Source organism: Neobacillus sp. BF23-41, from assembly GCF_041106275.1.
In genome coordinates this window covers 266,643-283,926 of record NZ_JBGBPR010000003.1, presented here as the reverse complement: position 1 = coordinate 283,926, position 17,284 = coordinate 266,643, and the positions used below count along the sequence as shown (strand labels likewise).

Here is a 17,284-nt window from a genome sequence, read left to right as displayed (position 1 = left end):
AGGAGGAAAAGGAAATGAGTAAAATTATCGGTATTGACCTTGGTACAACCAACTCTTGTGTTGCTGTCCTTGAAGGTGGCGAACCTAAGGTTATTCCAAATCCAGAAGGCAATCGTACGGCTCCTTCAGTTATTGCTTTTAAAAATGGGGAACGCCAAGTTGGGGAAGTAGCAAAGCGCCAAGCAATTACAAACCCAAATACAATTATGTCGATTAAACGCCATATGGGCACAAATTATAAAGTGGAGATTGAAGGCAAGGAGTACACACCACAAGAACTGTCTGCCATTATTCTTCAATATTTAAAATCTTATGCAGAAGATTATCTAGGCGAACCAGTTACAAAGGCCGTCATTACAGTTCCTGCGTACTTTAATGATGCTGAACGCCAGGCAACAAAGGATGCTGGGAAGATTGCTGGTCTTGAAGTAGAGCGTATTATCAACGAGCCAACTGCAGCAGCTCTTGCCTATGGATTAGACAAAACGGATCAAGATCAAACAATCCTTGTTTATGACCTTGGCGGTGGAACATTTGACGTTTCAATCCTTGAATTAGGCGACGGTGTATTCCAAGTTAAGTCAACTGCCGGTGATAATCGACTTGGAGGGGACGACTTTGACCAAGTCGTTATTGATTACCTCGTTGATCAATTCAAGAAAGAAAATGGGATTGACCTAGCTCAAGATAAAATGGCGTTACAGCGCCTAAAAGATGCAGCTGAAAAAGCGAAAAAAGATCTATCTGGTGTGACTTCTACTCAAATTTCACTACCATTTATCACTGCTGGTCCAGCTGGCCCGCTTCACCTAGAAGTAACGATGACTAGAGCAAAATTTGACGAATTATCTGCGCATCTTGTAGAGCGGACAATGGGTCCAACGCGTCAAGCATTAAGCGATGCTGGTTTAACTCCTTCAGAAATTGATAAAGTGATCCTGGTTGGTGGTTCAACACGTATTCCGGCTGTTCAAGAAGCAATTAAACAAGCAACTGGACAAGAGCCTCATCGTGGTGTTAACCCAGATGAAGTTGTAGCAATGGGTGCTGCCATTCAAGGCGGTGTAATTACTGGTGATGTAAAAGACGTTGTATTGCTTGACGTTACACCACTATCTCTTGGTATTGAAACAATGGGCGGCGTTTTTACGAAGTTAATTGATCGTAATACAACAATCCCTACATCTAAATCGCAGGTTTTCTCAACTGCTGCTGATAACCAAACAGCTGTTGACATCCATGTTCTACAAGGGGAACGTCCAATGGCGGCCAATAACAAGACTCTAGGACGATTCCAATTATCAGATATTCCACCAGCACCACGTGGAATTCCACAAATTGAAGTAAACTTTGATATTGATAAGAATGGTATTGTAAATGTTCGTGCGAAAGATCTTGGTACAAATAAAGAACAACAAATTACCATCAAGTCTTCAACAGGACTATCAGACGAAGAAATCCAAAAAATGGTCCGTGAAGCAGAAGAAAACGCAGATGCAGATAAGCTTCGCAAAGAAGAAGTGGAACTTCGTAATGAAGCAGACCAACTTGTCTTTACAACAGAAAAAACCTTAAAAGATCTTGAAGGTAAGGTAGATGCAGGTGAAGTTGCGAAAGCAAATGAAGCGAAGGATGCATTAAAAGAAGCGATTGAGAAAAACGATCTTACTGAAATCCGTGCGAAAAAGGATGCATTACAAGAAATCGTTCAAGCTTTGACAGTTAAGCTTTATGAGCAAGCAGCAGCTGCGCAACAAGCACAACAGGGTGGCCCTGAGGCTGGAAATACTGCCGGTAAAGATGATGTTGTCGATGCAGAATTTGAAGAAGTAAAAGAGGACAAATAAGAGTTTTTTACAGCTTAGAAAAAAGTCAAAGTCAGAACTATGGGCTTTGGCTTTTTTATTGCAATACTATCGGAATAAATGATAGAATAATCTTTATGTGACAGATTCGGGAGTGGGTAATCATGAGTAAACGGGATTACTATGAAGTACTTGGGATTAGTAAAAGTGCTTCAAAGGATGAAATAAAAAAGGCCTATCGAAAGCTTTCAAAAAAATATCATCCAGATATTAATAAAGAAGCAGATGCGGCGGATAAATTCAAGGAAATAACTGAAGCTTATGAAATATTAAGCGATGATCAGAAAAAGGCACATTATGATCAATTTGGTCATACGGATCCAAACCAAAGCTTTGGCGGCGGTGGAGATTTCGGAGGCGGCTTTGGCGGGTTTGAAGATATCTTTAATACCTTTTTTGGCGGCGGTGGAGGCGGAAGAAGACGTGATCCGAACGCACCAAGACAAGGTGCTGACCTTCAGTATACGATGACCGTAACTTTTGAAGAAGCGGCCTTTGGAAAAGAAACAGATATTGAAATTCCACGTGAAGAAACCTGTGGTACATGCAGTGGATCTGGGGCAAAGCCTGGAACCAAACCAGAAACTTGCCAGCACTGTCATGGAACCGGGCAGTTAAATGTGGAGCAAAACACCCCATTCGGCAGAATTGTAAATCGTCGTACATGTAATCACTGTAATGGTACCGGGAAAGAAATTAAACATAAGTGCTCAACTTGCGGTGGTAAAGGAAAAGTACAAAAGCGCAAGAAAATTCATGTTAAAATCCCTGCAGGTATTGATGATGGACAGCAGCTTCGTATGTCAGGTCAAGGAGAAGCAGGAATTAACGGTGGGCCAGCTGGAGATCTTTATGTTGTTTTCCATGTGAGACAGCATGAGTTTTTTGAAAGAGATGGCGATGATATATATTGTGAAATGCCGATCACTTTTGTTCAAGCATCCTTGGGTGATGAGATTGAAGTTCCTACATTGCATGGGAAAGTAAAGTTGAAAATTCCTGCTGGGACGCAAACAGGGAAAAAATTCCGATTAAAAGGAAAAGGTGTTCCTAACGTCCGCGGACTCGGTGTTGGAGATCAATATATTCTAGTTCGAATCATTACTCCAACAAAACTATCAGATAAACAAAAGCAACTTTTAAAAGAATTTGCAGAGCTTAGTGGCTCTTCTCCCATTGGTGAACACGAAGAAAGTTTTTTCTCAAAAGTAAAACGAGCCTTTAAAAGCGAGTAAGGATTGGAGTTGGTAGATGTGAAATGGTCCGAAATCAGTATTCACACAACAAATGAGGCGATTGAACCTATTTCTCATATTTTGCATGAAGCTGGGGCGAGCGGTGTAGTCATTGAAGATCCATTTGAACTGACGAAAGAAAGAGAAGATCAATTTGGTGAAATCTATCAACTCAATCCCGATGATTATCCAGATGAAGGCGTAATATTAAAGGCATATCTTCCGGTTAACAGCTTTTTAGGCGAAACGGTGGATGCGATTAAAGAATCAATTAATAATTTAATTATTCACAATATCGATATCGGTAAAAATAAAGTAACCATAAGTGAAGTAAATGAAGAAGAATGGGCAACAGCATGGAAAAAATATTATCATCCTGTGAAAATTTCTGAAAAGTTTACAATTGTTCCGACTTGGGAGATTTATACCCCGGTCAGCAGTGATGAATTAATTATTGAATTAGATCCAGGAATGGCATTTGGAACAGGTACACATCCGACAACTGTCTTGTGTATTCAAGCACTTGAAAGAACGGTTCGTCCTGGTGACCGGGTTATTGATGTGGGAACAGGTTCGGGCGTATTAAGTATTGCAGCAGCCATGCTTGGTGCCGAAGATGTCCGTGCCTTTGACCTTGATGAGGTAGCGGTAACAACTGCGAGAGTGAACATTAAACTCAATAAAGTGAGTGATCGTGCAACAACCGCACAAAATAATCTGCTCGATGGCGTGGAAGAAAATTCTGCTGATGTAGTGGTTGCTAATATACTAGCTGAAGTAATTCTCCGGTTTACTGAGGATGCTGCCAAGGTTGTCAAACCTGGCGGATCTTTTATTACCTCGGGAATTATCAATCAGAAAAAAGATCAGGTTAAAGATTCATTAGTAGCGGCTGGTTTTGAAATTATCGAAACGATTTTGATGGAAGATTGGGTTGCAATCATTGCCAAAAGGTTATAATGGTTGAAAAAAGGGGTGATACTTACCCCTTTTTTTCATGCTATACTTTTAAATCAAGATTTTCTTTAGTAAAATAAATTGTAAATGTTTAGAGAGGGTGCAGGAAGTGTGCAACGATACTTTGTTAAACAACGAGCAAATGGTGAGCGTTTTTTGATTGATGAAGAGGACCGCCATCATATCGTCAAGGTTATGCGCATGCAACTCGGTGATCAGATTATTTGTGTTGACCCAGCGGGGAAGCAAGCTGTATGCGCCCTTGCAGAAATTACCGATACAAGTGTTGTTGCAGACGTTGTACAATGGAAGGATGAGGTCTCAGAGCTTCCGATTTCAATAACGATTGCTAGCGGACTACCCAAGGGGGACAAGCTGGAATGGATCATTCAAAAAGGAACAGAACTGGGTGCACATCAGTTTCTCCCATTCTCAGCGGCTCGTTCAGTTGTAAAATGGGACGAAAAAAAAGCAGCGAAAAAAATAGATAGATGGCAAAAAATAGCAAAAGAAGCTGCTGAGCAATCCCACCGCGCCTTTTTACCAGAAGTTAGTAGTGCGATTAGCTTTAAAGAATTGCTTTCAAAAAGCAAAGAATTTGAATATAAATTGGTTGCTTTTGAAGAAGAGAGTAGAAATGGCGAAACATCCGTTTTTACGTCTACCCTCAATAAAATGAGCAAAGGTGATTCTCTTCTTTTGGTTTTTGGACCAGAAGGCGGCTTATCTGATGCAGAAGTACAGCAATTAAAGAATAACGATTTTGCAGTTTGTGGGTTAGGCCCAAGAATACTACGAACGGAAACCGCTCCATTATATGCATTAGCGGCTATTTCCTATCATTTTGAATTAATGAGGTGAAAATAATGGCAACAGTTGCGTTTCATACATTAGGTTGCAAAGTTAATCACTATGAAACTGAAGCTATTTGGCAATTATTTAAACAAGAAGGCTATGAACGAGTTGATTTTGAATCAATTTCGGACGTTTATATTATTAATACATGTACCGTCACAAATACCGGCGACAAAAAAAGCCGACAGGTCATTCGTCGCGCAGTCAGGAAAAACCCTGATGCGGTAATTTGTGTAACAGGTTGTTATGCGCAAACCTCTCCTGCAGAAATTATGGCTATTCCTGGTGTGGATGTTGTGGTCGGAACACAGGACCGTATTAAAATGTTGGAATATATTGAGCAATATAAGCTTGAGCGTCAGCCGATTAATGGTGTAGGCAATATCATGAAAAGTCGTATCTATGAAGAACTTGATGTCCCGTCCTTTACCGACCGAACACGTGCCTCTTTAAAAATCCAAGAAGGTTGTAACAATTTCTGTACCTTCTGTATTATTCCCTGGGCACGCGGCTTAATGAGATCTCGTGATCCCAAGGAAGTTATCCGTCAAGCCCAACAATTAGTTGATGCTGGTTACCAAGAGATTGTTCTGACAGGTATTCACACTGGCGGTTATGGAGAAGACATAAAGGATTACAATCTGGCACAATTACTTCGTGACTTGGAAACAGTCATTGGGCTAAAACGATTACGTATTTCATCGATTGAAGCAAGTCAGATTACGGATGAAGTGATCGAAGTAATTAAACATTCAACTATTGTTGTCAGTCATTTGCATATTCCGTTGCAATCTGGTTCCAATTCAGTTCTAAAAAGAATGCGACGCAAATATACGATGGAGTTCTTTGGAGAAAGATTGGATCGGCTTAAGGAAGTTCTTCCGAGATTAGCAGTAACCTCCGATGTAATTGTAGGTTTCCCAGGTGAAACAGAAGAAGAGTTTATGGAAACATTTAATTTTATTAATGACCATAAATTTTCTGAACTTCACGTATTCCCGTACTCTAAACGTACAGGAACACCAGCAGCTCGGATGGAAGATCAAGTCGATGAAGAAGTAAAAAATGAACGAGTTCACCGCTTAATTTCCCTTTCAGATCAGCTGGCAAAGGAATATGCCTCAAAATTTGAGGATGAAGTGGTAGAAGTGATCCCTGAAGAGGTATCTAAGGACGAAGCTAATTCTGGTTTCCTAATCGGATATACTGATAATTACATGAAAGTTGTTTTCTCAGGGACAGAAGATTTGATTGGTAAAATTGTTAAAGTAAAGATTTCCAAAGCAGGCTACCCATACAACCAGGGACAATTTGTGAAAGTTATTGAGGATTCCGTCTCAAAAACAGAATTGTTAATAGAAGAAGAAGCTGCCATATAAGGACCATTTAGGTCCTTTTTTTTTGTGGTATTTTGGTTAAACTATTTTCAACCGCAAATTTCATTTTAATCTACTGTGGAGCGTTTTATTAATTCGAATGGACATCGAAGGGAGCATGATAATGGCTACTACAAATATTGCTGCAATGATTGACCACACCCTACTGAAGCCGGAAGCAACGAGACAGCAAATTGAATCTTTATGCCAAGAGGCGAAGGAATATAAATTTGCTTCAGTGTGTGTAAATCCTACATGGGTAGTCACAGCTAAAGAACTGCTACAAGGCAGTGGTGTGATGGTTTGTACCGTAATTGGATTCCCGTTAGGAGCGGCTACTTCTGAAACTAAAGCGTTTGAAACAAAAAACGCTATAGAAAATGGTGCGGAAGAAGTGGATATGGTCATAAATATAGGGGCATTAAAGGATCATAACGATGAGTTGGTGGAAAAAGATATTCGGGCGGTAGTTGAGGCTGCAAAGGGCAAAGCACATACAAAGGTTATTATAGAAACAAGTCTGTTAACAAAAGAAGAAAAGATTCGCGCCTGTGAACTTTCCGTTAAAGCAGGTGCAGATTTTGTGAAAACATCCACAGGATTTTCAACTGGAGGAGCGACAGCGGAAGATATCGCCTTAATGAGGAAAACTGTCGGTCCAGATTTGGGTGTTAAAGCATCAGGTGGAGTTAGAAATACGGAAGATGTTCAAAAAATGATTGAGGCTGGAGCGACAAGGATTGGGGCCAGTTCAAGTATCGCCATTGTCAAGGGACAAACTGCTACTTCAGATTATTAAGATGATATAAACTCCAATAATATCCAGTAAATGTCGTAAGTTTTACAAAATAAGTAGTAAGTGTCCAGAAATATGTCATAAGTGCCAAAAAATAGGTAATAAGTATCTGGAAATATGTCATAAGTTCCGAAAATCATCTAAGAAGTATCTAAATTTAAAGAGAACTACCGATAATATCCAGTGAATTCAGTATAAGACGGCTAAAAAGCCGTCTTATTTTCATGTACTTGGATTTTTAGGTGTTTTATCATGTAAAAATAAAATCATTTTCCCAAACTTCGTTGCAAATGGTAAGACCAATAAAGAAGTGGCAACATTAAAGATGACACTTATATGGGCTAATTGGACATTTTTTGTATCTGCAAGGAGTGGGGCGTTGTCAGTAAGTGTTGGGATGAGCGGGATAAAAAGAAGTACCCCAAATACATTGAGCCAAACGTGCGCAAATGCAGCTAATCTCGATTCCTTTCCCCCGCCAATCGAAGCAATAAGGGCGGTAATACATGTCCCAATATTCGCCCCGAGGACAATAGCAATACCTGCATCAAGCTGCAAGAGCCCAGCTGTTAGGAAGCTCATTGCAATTCCAGTCATCGCCGTACTCGATTGAATAATAGCTGTCATGATGGTGCCGGTTAACAGGCTTAAAAGAATCTGATCATTAATGGAAAGGATAAAATTATTGATTATATTCATCGATGTTAACGGGACAGCAAGCATTTCGAAGCCTTTCATAGCTGCGAAAACAGAGGATATTCCAAATAGTAGCATCCCGATACTTCTCGCTTTTTTATTTTTAAATAATATAAGAAGAGCTCCACAAATAGCGAGTGGAACGAGGACTTTATCAATATTAAACGTAATTAATTCTGTTTTAAAGGTAGTTCCAATATTTGTTCCTAGAATAATCCCAATCGACTGTGGGAACGTCATGATCCTTGCTGAAATTAATCCAATCGTAATCACCATTACGGCAGTACTGCTTTGTAATAGTGCCGTAATAAATGTCCCTGTTAGCATCCCTTTTAAGGGAGTACTAGTCAGTTTAATCAGCCAGCCCTTTAATTTATTTGCTGATAAATTAAACAGCGCAAATCTAATAATAGTCATTCCAAAGACAAATAATAAAATGCAAAGAACAAATGATAATATGTATAACATTGTATGGCCCCCCTCGCTTCATTGTATGGTGGTGGAAGGAGGGACATGCTACTTTTTAAGGGAAATTAAGACAAGTCTTTATTTAATTGAATAAAAAATAAAAAGCATGTACTATCACTGTGAATTTCAGTTGACCTTGTATCAAGGTTATATTATAATTGCAAGGTACATGGATTGAATGTTAGTGTGTTGTGTTTCGGAGGGAGGGAAAGAGAATGTCTAAAACCGTCGTTCGTAAAAACGAATCGCTTGAAGATGCTCTTCGTCGCTTCAAACGTACAGTATCAAAAACTGGTACTTTGCAAGAGGCAAGAAAGCGCGAATTCTATGAAAAGCCAAGTGTAAAACGCAAGAAAAAGTCTGAAGCAGCTAGAAAACGTAAGTTTTAAGAGAGGGTGCAATACATGAGTCTTCTCGAGCGTTTGAATAATGATATGAAACAAGCGATGAGAAACAAGGAAAAAGACAAACTCTCAGTAATTCGGATGGTGAAAGCTTCATTGCAAAATGAAGCTATCAAGCTCGGCACAAAAGAGCTTGCAGAAGATGTAGAGTTAACAGTCCTTTCTCGCGAAGTAAAACAACGCAAAGACTCCCTCCATGAATTTGGTAAAGCTGGTCGTGATGACCTAGTTGATAAGTTGCGTACAGAGTTGGCTATCGTAGAATTGTATATGCCAAAACAGCTTTCTGAAGAGGAACTGGTGGAAATTGTTAAAGAAACAATTTCTGAAGTCGGCGCAAAATCAAAAGCAGAAATGGGAAAAGTGATGTCTGCGATTATGCCTAAAGTAAAGGGCAAAGCAGATGGGGCACTTGTAAATAAACTTGTACAACAACACCTTTCATAGTATTCTGACATGAAGACTGTAGGCTATTGGCCTGCGGTCTTTTATTTTTGTCTATGTTAAAGTTCATTGTTGATTTTGGCACATGTTGATTGGAGCGGAAGGCGCGAAGACTCCTGCGGGAGGACGGGGCAGGGGAGACCCCACAGGCGCTTAGCGCCGATGAGGCTCCCCGGACCGCCCGCGAACCGCACGCGCCTGGAGCGGAAATTAACAGCCAAGTTTAACAAAGCATCATTTTTAATAATGAAACTTAATTGATTTTCATACGTATTAATAATTGTCGAAGCTAAAGTAAGAAAGGGGGCCTTCGAATGATTGAATTTCTTACTGACCCGATTGTTGTAACCGTTCTATTATCGATTGCGGGAATCGGTATAGTATTAGAGCTTTTTTCATCAAAGTTTGGTGTGGCAGGATTTATTGGTGTGTTTGCGCTCATTTTATTCTTTTATGGGCATTTTCAAGCAGGACTTGCAGGTTATGGTACTTTACTATTATTTGTGGCAGGATTACTGCTGATTTTCTTGGAGTTCTTTTTACCTGGAGCTATTTCTGGCACACTTGGTGTTGCCGCTTTAATTTTAAGTCTTTTTTTAGCAGGAGCGGACAGCATCCAAATCGGGGTTTCCATCTTAATTGCGATTTTCTTATCTGTCCTAGTTTTCTTTATGATGATTAAAATTTTTGATAAAAAGCTTGTTTTATTTAATAAAATGGTTCTTTTTGATTCAGCCAGAAAAGAAGATGGATATGTTTCTAATATTAATCGTACCGATCTGTTGGGAATGGAAGGGATTGCCTTGACCATTTTACGCCCAGCAGGAACCGTTATTATTAACAACGAAAGAATTGATGCGGTAACCGAAGGAGGCTTTATCGAGCAGAATGCTATCGTTAAAGTCATAAAGGTTGAAGGAGCACGTATTGTTGTAAGAGAATTAGAATAAAAGAAGGGGGTTAAAAAATGATTGTAGGTAGTGGAACGATTTTTATCATTGCAGTTGTCGTTGTCGCTTTAATCTTATTTGGGATCTTATTATCCTTTGTACCAGTCATGCTCTGGATCTCTGCGCTTGCGGCAGGAGTCCGTATTAGTATCTTTACGTTAGTTGGGATGAGGCTTAGAAGGGTAACGCCAAGCAGAGTGGTTAATCCACTCATAAAAGCCCATAAAGCTGGTTTAAACGTTACCACCAATCAACTGGAAAGCCATTATCTTGCCGGCGGGAATGTTGACAGAGTAGTCAATGCTCTAATTGCTGCACATCGGGCAAATATTGAATTATCGTTTGAACGCTGCGCTGCCATTGACCTAGCAGGGCGTGATGTTTTAGAAGCGGTACAAATGAGTGTTAATCCGAAAGTAATTGAAACTCCATTTATTGCCGGGGTAGCTATGAATGGTATCGAAGTAAAGGCCAAAGCGAGAATTACCGTTCGGGCTAACATTGAGCGTCTTGTCGGTGGTGCTGGGGAAGAAACCGTGGTTGCTCGTGTCGGTGAAGGGGTTGTCTCCACCATCGGTTCATCGGATAGTCATAGCAAGGTGCTCGAGAATCCAGATTTAATCTCGCAAACGGTTCTTTCGAAGGGACTAGATGCCGGAACAGCTTTTGAAATCCTATCGATTGATATTGCTGATGTGGATATCGGTAAAAACATTGGGGCTGAACTACAAACCGAACAAGCTGAAGCGGATAAGAAAATTGCCCAAGCGAAAGCAGAAGAGCGCAGGGCAATGGCTGTGGCCTTAGAACAAGAAATGAAAGCTAAGGTCCAGGAAATGAGGGCAAAGGTCGTGGAAGCGGAGGCAGAGGTTCCTCTTGCAATGGCTCAAGCGCTCAAATCAGGAAATATTGGTGTTATGGATTATATGAACTTTAAAAATATTTCAGCAGATACTGAAATGAGAGGTTCAATTGGTAAGATAACGGGAGACAAAAAAGACGGACAATAAGGCCCGCTTTGGGATAATAAAGGGGTGGTGATTTTTGGAAACCTTAGTATTTTTGATTGTCATGGGTATTGTCTCTGTCATTTTCCGTAAGGCAAAAGGTAAGACAGGTCAATCTCGCAATAGGACTTTTTCAAGGGATACTTTTGAAGAAATTCGGACACTAGTTAAAAAGCAACTCAATTATGATGAAATTCCAACAACCAACACTTTAAAATCAAAGAATATACAATCGGAAATTCCACTGGAAAATCTCGAAAAGCTCGAAAATAAATACCAGCAGTTGAAACAAGAGTCTGAGGTTAAACGAATTGGAATGTCAATAGCCCAGCCAAAGGTCGAGAAAGTAGAAGTTAAATCCGGGCAAGAGGAAGGAAGCGTCATTTCTCTTTATCCAGATGGAAAAACGCTCATTAATGGTATGGTTTGGTCAGAAATTCTTGGTGAGCCGCGTTCCAAAAAGCCCTTTTTCCCAAGAAAAGGTTAGTTGTAAATCAACATAGCTAAATAGAAAAAGGTGTGCTAGAACCTCCTTTCATTTCATAAATATGAGATGAAAGGGGGTTCTTTTTTTATGGCGAAAAAATGGGGCCAACGGGTCCGTAACTGGATGGCTGAAAAAATGGATCTTCCTCAAGATGTCATGATGGATTTACCCCGCATTACGATGGTTGGGCAAATTCATGTATATATTGAGAACCATCGTGGCTTGCTTGTGTTTACTGATAAAGAACTCCGTTTGCTATTAAAGCAAGGGCAGTTATTAATAAAAGGTAAATCCTTTGTTATTAAAACGATTTTACCTGAAGAAATTTTGCTTGAAGGGAAAATTGAACAGGTCATTTATATAAATGATAATCCGGGAGGAACAAAATGAATAATCAGTGGGTCGAATTTTTATATGGCAGGGTTACTGTTAAAGTATCAGGAAAGGGTATTGAACGCTTTTTAAATGTTCTTACCAGGAATGGACTTCATATTTGGCATGTCAAACGTCATGGAACAGAGACAATTACTTTTAAGATGAGACTTAGAGATGCCAAGAACATAAGACATTATGCAAGGAAAAGTGAATGCTCCATTTCCTTCCTGCGAAGGAGCGGAGTGCCTTTTTTAATTAAGAGAGTGCTTAAAAATAGTGGCTTTTTAGTGGGGGCAGGAATTTTCTTGCTTATCTTAATGGTTTTATCCAATGTGATTTGGGGGATTGAAATAAAAGGGGCAAAACCAGCGACAGAGTATCAGATTCGTAAAGAATTGGACAAGATGGGTGTTAAGATTGGAAAGTTGCAATTATTTGTAGATAATGTGGAAGGTATTCAAAGGCAACTGACTAATAATGTTGGGGATCTAACATGGGTTGGAGTGGAATTAGAAGGGACAACCTTCCACCTTCAAGTTGTCGAGAAAAATGAGCCAAAAAAGCCAGAGCATTTATCACCGAGGAACCTTATCGCAAAAAAGAAAGCGATAATCGTAAATATGTATATTGAAAATGGCCAAAAAATGGTGGAAATTAATGATCATGTGGAACCGGGGCAATTACTCGTTTCAGGTGAATTTGGACAAGAAGGTACTCCGGAATTGGTTGCGGCCAAAGGTGAGGTTTGGGGTGAAACGTGGTATAAAAGTCATGTGGAGCTCCCGTTAGTAACCAACTTTAAAGTATATAATGGAAAGGAAAAGGAAAAACATTTTATTTTACTGGGGGATTTCGAACTCCCTGTTTGGGGCTTTGGTAAGCCTGAATTCTTGAAATATGAAACTGAAATGAATGTTCATAAAATTCATTTCTTAAAGTGGGAATTGCCAATTTCTTATCTCAACAAAACCCTTCGCGAGCGGGAAGAAATTCAGCGTACCTATTCAAATACAGAGGCCCAACAAATTGCAATTGAGCTGGCAAAAAAACAAATAAAAGGTCGGTTAGATGAAGATGCTATGATAAAAGATGAAAAAATTTTACACAAAGCAATTAAAAATGGTAAAGTTATACTGGATATTCATTTTAAGGTAATAGAAAATATTGCAGTCGGACAACCGATTTCCAAGGAGACTAGTGAATGACAGAAAAGTTAACTACCATAAATGTACAACTTGAAAATCCTGCAGAAGCAATTAGTTTGCTAGGGAATTCTGATACCAATTTAAAAATTATTGAACAAGAGCTTGATGTTACCATCATTACTCGGGGTGAAGCTGTCAGTTTATCCGGTGATGAGGAAAAGGTAAATCTGGCCGGACAAATACTAAATAAATTAATGATTGTGATTCGAAAGGGAATTAATATTAGTCAAAGAGACGTCCTATACGCGGTTCAAATGGCGAACGCTGGGACACTTGAATATTTTGTGAATTTATATGAAGAAGAAATTGGCAAAAATGTAAAAGGTAAAACGATTCGGATCAAGACGCTTGGGCAAAGAGAATATGTAACAGCAATTAAAAAAACAGATCTTGTATTTGGGATTGGCCCTGCCGGAACAGGAAAAACATATCTTGCTGTTGTCATGGCCGTGGGTGCTCTCAAAAATGGGCAAGTGAATAAAATACTTTTAACAAGGCCTGCTGTTGAGGCAGGCGAGAGTCTTGGGTTTCTTCCAGGTGATTTAAAAGAAAAGGTAGACCCATATCTGCGACCACTATATGATGCTCTCCATGATGTGCTTGGGGCTGAACATACGCAAAGGTTAATTGAACGAGGAACCATTGAAATTGCTCCGCTCGCCTATATGAGAGGTCGAACATTAGATGATGCTTTTGTTATACTTGATGAGGCCCAAAACACAACCCATGCACAAATGAAAATGTTTTTGACAAGACTTGGCTTTGGGTCAAAAATGGTCATTACGGGTGATCAAACACAGATCGATTTGCCAAAAGGTGCAAAATCAGGATTAATTGCAGCCGAAGGAATTTTAAAAAATGTAAAGGGCATTTCCTTTGTCTTTTTAGAAACAACTGACGTGGTTCGTCATCCGCTTGTTGGCAGAATTATTGAGGCATACGAGAACAAAGCAAATCAAGAGGGGTAAACTATTTGTGGTTTACCTCTTTTTTGTATGGAAAAGTGAACTTCAAACTAATCTTCTTCTAAAGAAGATGAAACTTCTTCGAAAAACTGTTATCATTTTACATAAAGCAGGAACAGTGAAAATATGACAATTTTTGAGAAATGATTTTTTTAATATAAAATCATTTTCATGGGCCGTGGTTGGAGGGATTTAGTTGGGTAAACTACAGCAATACTTCATACGGATACGCAAACTGCTAGATATCACTTTTTTTCTAGTTCTCTTTTTTATCATGTTAGGTACCGTATTATTTGCAGCAATGTATAGTAATGTAAAACCTGAAAAGTTGGATTTAAGCTTGTTTTCAGTAGCAGAAAAAACCATCCGTTCCCCTGGAACAGTGGAGGATAAGAAAAGTACTGAAAATAAGCGTAGGGATGCTCTTGACCAAGTACAGGATGTGTATGCATTAAAAAAAGAGTATACGCAAAATCGGGTCGATTTAATTAGCTCCATTTTTCAAGCGGTTACAGAAGTGAATGATGAAATAAATGCAGAAATCAAGAAGTTTGAAGAACTGGCCCCAGAAGAAAAACCAGCAAAAACGGAACCTAGTGATTCTGAAAAAGTGATCAGGTTAAAGGCAAAATTAACATCGAATGTAGCAAAGGGACTTTCTGACCAGGTTTTTACGGCCTTAGTCCAAGCTAGTAATGATGAATTATCGATCGCGAAGGATTTAACTGTTACTGCGATTAACAATGTTATGGCCCAACGGATTTCTGCTGATGAAGTAGAGAATGCCAAAAAAAGAGTGGAGGAAGAATTAAAATATACAACTTTAAATGATAATTTAAGAAATGGTGTCATTGAACTCGGCAGGTATGCTGTTATTCAAAATGAATTTTATGATCCCAATGCAACAGAAGAGCTGCGACAGCAAGCGGTAGAAAGTGTGGAGCCAGCCAAAATTCTTCAGGGGCAAATTATTGTTGAAGAAGGAGAATTAATCAACCAGGATATTTATAGGCAGTTAAAATTAGTCGGCCTTCTAGATAATGAGAGATCCTTTAAGCCTTTTATTGGATTAATGGTATTGATAACCATTATTCTGTCTTCAATCTATTTTTATTTTTACCAAATAAAATCAATTCCAGAAAAGAGACAGACAGACTTGTTGTTGTATGGGATTGTTTTCATGCTTTCAATCTTTATTATGAAAATAATCAGCATGCTGCAAATTTTTAATTTTGCCGGAATTGGCTATCTTTTCCCTGCGGCTTTAGGGGGAATGTTAATTAAGATCTTGATTGATGAAAAGCTTGCCATTCTTATGTCGATTATTATGGCGGTATGCGGAAGTATTTTATTTAACGAGGGAATTACAGGGACACTAAATTTTTCAGAGGGGATTTACATCCTATTCAGTGCCTTAGCAGGAATTTTGTTTCTTAGTAACCAAAACCAGCGTTCAAAAATCTTGCAGGCTGGTTCGTTTGCGGCAATCGTAAATATTTTGTCTATTTTAGCGTTAATGTTTCTTCCAAATGGACAATTTTCTGGTATGGAGTATGGATATTATTTAACCACTGCTCTTGTTTCAGGTATAGGTTCTGCTGTGTTAACGATTGGATTACTGCCTTTTTTTGAGGCGAGTTTTGGAATTCTGTCGACGATGAGGCTGATTGAACTATCCAATCCAAACCATCCACTATTAAGAAAAATATTAATGGAAGCACCAGGTACATATCATCATAGTGTGATGGTTGCTAATCTAGCGGAATCTGCATGTGAAGCAATCGGTGCAAATGGACTTTTAGCAAGAGTGGGCAGCTATTACCATGATATTGGAAAAACACGACGTCCGAATTTTTATATCGAGAATCAGATGCATCTAGAAAATCCTCATGATCGGCTGCCGCCAGATAAAAGTGCAAACATTATTATTGCCCATGTAACAGATGGCTCTAATATATTAAAGAAGTACCATATGCCAAAAGAAATTATCGATATCGCTGAACAGCATCACGGGACAACCTTGCTAAAATTCTTTTATCATAAGGCTATCCAAGGTGAAACTGAAGTAAAGGAAGAGGATTATCGCTATCCTGGTCCAAAGGCAAAAACAAAAGAGTCTGCGGTGGTTGGTATTGCAGATAGTGTCGAGGCGGCAGTTCGCTCATTATCCCAGCCTACGCCTGAATTAATAGAATCACTGGTTAAAAAAATTGTTGCTGATCGTCTCCAAGATGGACAATTAAATGAATGTGATATCACAATAAGAGAAATTGAAATCGTATCAGAGGCTTTATGTGAGACCTTAAAGGGGATTTTTCACTCCAGAATTGAATATCCAGAAATGATAAAGAAGGTGAAGCAAGCATGACATTACTAATTGATTGTATCGACGAAACGGAAAAACTGACAGAAGAACAAATGCTTGAAATCGAAAGGATCCTTACCTTTGCGGCTAGAAAACAGGATGTTGAAGAGCATAGCGAAGTTTCAGTAACATTTGTTTCAAATGATAGAATACAGGAGATCAACAGGGAATACCGCGATAAAGACAAGCCTACGGATGTTATTTCGTTTGCAATGGAAGAGCTTGGAGAAGGTGAGGTGGAACTGGTAGGAGTTGATATGCCTCGTGTCTTGGGGGATATTATTATCTCTATACCAAAAGCAATCGAGCAAGCAGAAGAATATGGACATTCTTTTATACGTGAGCTTGGTTTTCTAGCTGTACATGGTTTCCTTCATCTTCTTGGATATGATCATATGACCGATGAAGAGGAAAAAGAAATGTTCACATTGCAAAAGGAAATATTAGACGAGTATGGACTCAAACGATAAACGACCACAGCAGTCATGGTTGGGTACATTTTCAAATGCAATCGCCGGGATTTTAGTGGCCCTGAAGTCTGAGAAAAATATGCGGTTCCATTTCTTTTGCTCCATTCTTGTTTTACTCGTCTCTTATTATTTTTCCATTACAAAGACTGAATGGATAATCATCCTTTTTGCTATTGCGGGAATGTTTGCATTGGAATTAGCCAATACCGCAATCGAACGAGTTGTCGATCTAGTTACACAAGAGTATCATCCATTAGCAAAACAAGCGAAGGATTTGGCAGCAGGGGCGGTGTTAGTTTATGCCGTCCTATCGGTTGTAATTGGCCTATTAATATTTTTACCCTACATACAAAGGCTTTAAAAA

The 17,284-nt window shown here is 39.2% G+C and carries 18 protein-coding genes; 17 read left to right on the top strand and 1 reads right to left on the bottom strand.

Annotated features, from left to right (window positions below; translation table 11 throughout):
• Positions 1–14 precede the first annotated feature (14 nt).
• The 6 genes from dnaK (at position 15) to deoC (ending at position 7,087) form a co-directional block, all read left to right on the top strand.
• Complete coding sequence (gene dnaK / locus AB7942_RS07260) at positions 15–1,847, top strand: molecular chaperone DnaK (protein ID WP_088089033.1); 1,833 nt, start codon at positions 15–17, stop codon at positions 1,845–1,847.
• 122 nt (positions 1,848–1,969) lie between these two features.
• Positions 1,970–3,100, top strand: a complete 1,131-nt coding sequence (gene dnaJ / locus AB7942_RS07255; protein ID WP_369446331.1) for a molecular chaperone DnaJ — start codon at positions 1,970–1,972, stop codon at positions 3,098–3,100.
• Between the two features lie 18 nt (positions 3,101–3,118).
• Positions 3,119–4,060, top strand: coding sequence for a 50S ribosomal protein L11 methyltransferase (gene prmA, locus AB7942_RS07250; RefSeq protein ID WP_088089031.1), 942 nt, complete (start codon positions 3,119–3,121; stop codon positions 4,058–4,060).
• A 108-nt stretch (positions 4,061–4,168) separates the two neighbouring features.
• Positions 4,169–4,918 carry a 16S rRNA (uracil(1498)-N(3))-methyltransferase gene (locus AB7942_RS07245; protein WP_369446330.1) on the top strand — a complete coding sequence of 250 codons (750 nt, stop codon included), beginning with the start codon at positions 4,169–4,171 and terminating at the stop codon, positions 4,916–4,918.
• Between the two features lie 5 nt (positions 4,919–4,923).
• On the top strand, positions 4,924–6,291 hold the full coding sequence (mtaB, locus tag AB7942_RS07240) for a tRNA (N(6)-L-threonylcarbamoyladenosine(37)-C(2))-methylthiotransferase MtaB (RefSeq protein ID WP_369446329.1): 1,368 nt from the start codon (positions 4,924–4,926) through the stop codon (positions 6,289–6,291).
• A gap of 121 nt (positions 6,292–6,412) precedes the next feature.
• Positions 6,413–7,087 (top strand): deoxyribose-phosphate aldolase, encoded by a 675-nt coding sequence (deoC, locus tag AB7942_RS07235; RefSeq protein WP_369446328.1) that lies wholly within the window; start codon positions 6,413–6,415, stop codon positions 7,085–7,087.
• A gap of 219 nt (positions 7,088–7,306) precedes the next feature.
• Here deoC and AB7942_RS07230 read toward each other — a convergent pair whose 3' ends face one another.
• A complete protein-coding gene (locus AB7942_RS07230; protein WP_369446327.1) occupies positions 7,307–8,248 on the bottom strand; it encodes a Na/Pi symporter in 942 nt (313 codons plus the stop codon).
• A gap of 215 nt (positions 8,249–8,463) precedes the next feature.
• Here AB7942_RS07230 and rpsU point away from each other — a divergent pair, with 215 nt between their 5' ends.
• From rpsU to AB7942_RS07175, 11 genes are all read left to right on the top strand, one after another.
• Positions 8,464–8,637, top strand: coding sequence for a 30S ribosomal protein S21 (gene rpsU, locus AB7942_RS07225; RefSeq protein WP_007087607.1), 174 nt, complete (start codon positions 8,464–8,466; stop codon positions 8,635–8,637).
• 15 nt (positions 8,638–8,652) lie between these two features.
• Positions 8,653–9,099, top strand: coding sequence for a GatB/YqeY domain-containing protein (locus AB7942_RS07220; protein ID WP_088089026.1), 447 nt, complete (start codon positions 8,653–8,655; stop codon positions 9,097–9,099).
• Between the two features lie 311 nt (positions 9,100–9,410).
• Complete coding sequence (locus AB7942_RS07215; RefSeq protein ID WP_369446326.1) at positions 9,411–10,046, top strand: NfeD family protein; 636 nt, start codon at positions 9,411–9,413, stop codon at positions 10,044–10,046.
• Positions 10,047–10,063: 17 nt separating this feature from the next.
• The gene (floA, locus tag AB7942_RS07210; RefSeq protein WP_168245118.1) at positions 10,064–11,056 is read left to right on the top strand and encodes a flotillin-like protein FloA; all 993 of its coding nucleotides are present in this window, start codon (positions 10,064–10,066) and stop codon (positions 11,054–11,056) included.
• A 34-nt stretch (positions 11,057–11,090) separates the two neighbouring features.
• The gene (locus AB7942_RS07205) at positions 11,091–11,540 is read left to right on the top strand and encodes a hypothetical protein (protein WP_369446325.1); all 450 of its coding nucleotides are present in this window, start codon (positions 11,091–11,093) and stop codon (positions 11,538–11,540) included.
• An 87-nt stretch (positions 11,541–11,627) separates the two neighbouring features.
• Complete coding sequence (gene yqfC, locus AB7942_RS07200) at positions 11,628–11,930, top strand: sporulation protein YqfC (protein WP_088089023.1); 303 nt, start codon at positions 11,628–11,630, stop codon at positions 11,928–11,930.
• A complete protein-coding gene (gene yqfD, locus AB7942_RS07195; protein ID WP_369446324.1) occupies positions 11,927–13,120 on the top strand; it encodes a sporulation protein YqfD in 1,194 nt (397 codons plus the stop codon). The genes yqfC and yqfD overlap by 4 nt, the downstream gene beginning before the upstream one ends.
• Complete coding sequence (locus tag AB7942_RS07190; RefSeq protein ID WP_335712107.1) at positions 13,117–14,088, top strand: PhoH family protein; 972 nt, start codon at positions 13,117–13,119, stop codon at positions 14,086–14,088. Before yqfD ends, AB7942_RS07190 begins: the two co-directional genes overlap by 4 nt.
• A 193-nt stretch (positions 14,089–14,281) precedes the next feature.
• Positions 14,282–16,453 carry an HD family phosphohydrolase gene (locus AB7942_RS07185; protein WP_369446323.1) on the top strand — a complete coding sequence of 724 codons (2,172 nt, stop codon included), beginning with the start codon at positions 14,282–14,284 and terminating at the stop codon, positions 16,451–16,453.
• The gene (ybeY, locus tag AB7942_RS07180; RefSeq protein ID WP_088089019.1) at positions 16,450–16,920 is read left to right on the top strand and encodes an rRNA maturation RNase YbeY; all 471 of its coding nucleotides are present in this window, start codon (positions 16,450–16,452) and stop codon (positions 16,918–16,920) included. The genes AB7942_RS07185 and ybeY overlap by 4 nt, the downstream gene beginning before the upstream one ends.
• Complete coding sequence (locus AB7942_RS07175) at positions 16,904–17,281, top strand: diacylglycerol kinase family protein (RefSeq protein ID WP_335712109.1); 378 nt, start codon at positions 16,904–16,906, stop codon at positions 17,279–17,281. The genes ybeY and AB7942_RS07175 overlap by 17 nt, the downstream gene beginning before the upstream one ends.
• Positions 17,282–17,284: the final 3 nt, after the last annotated feature.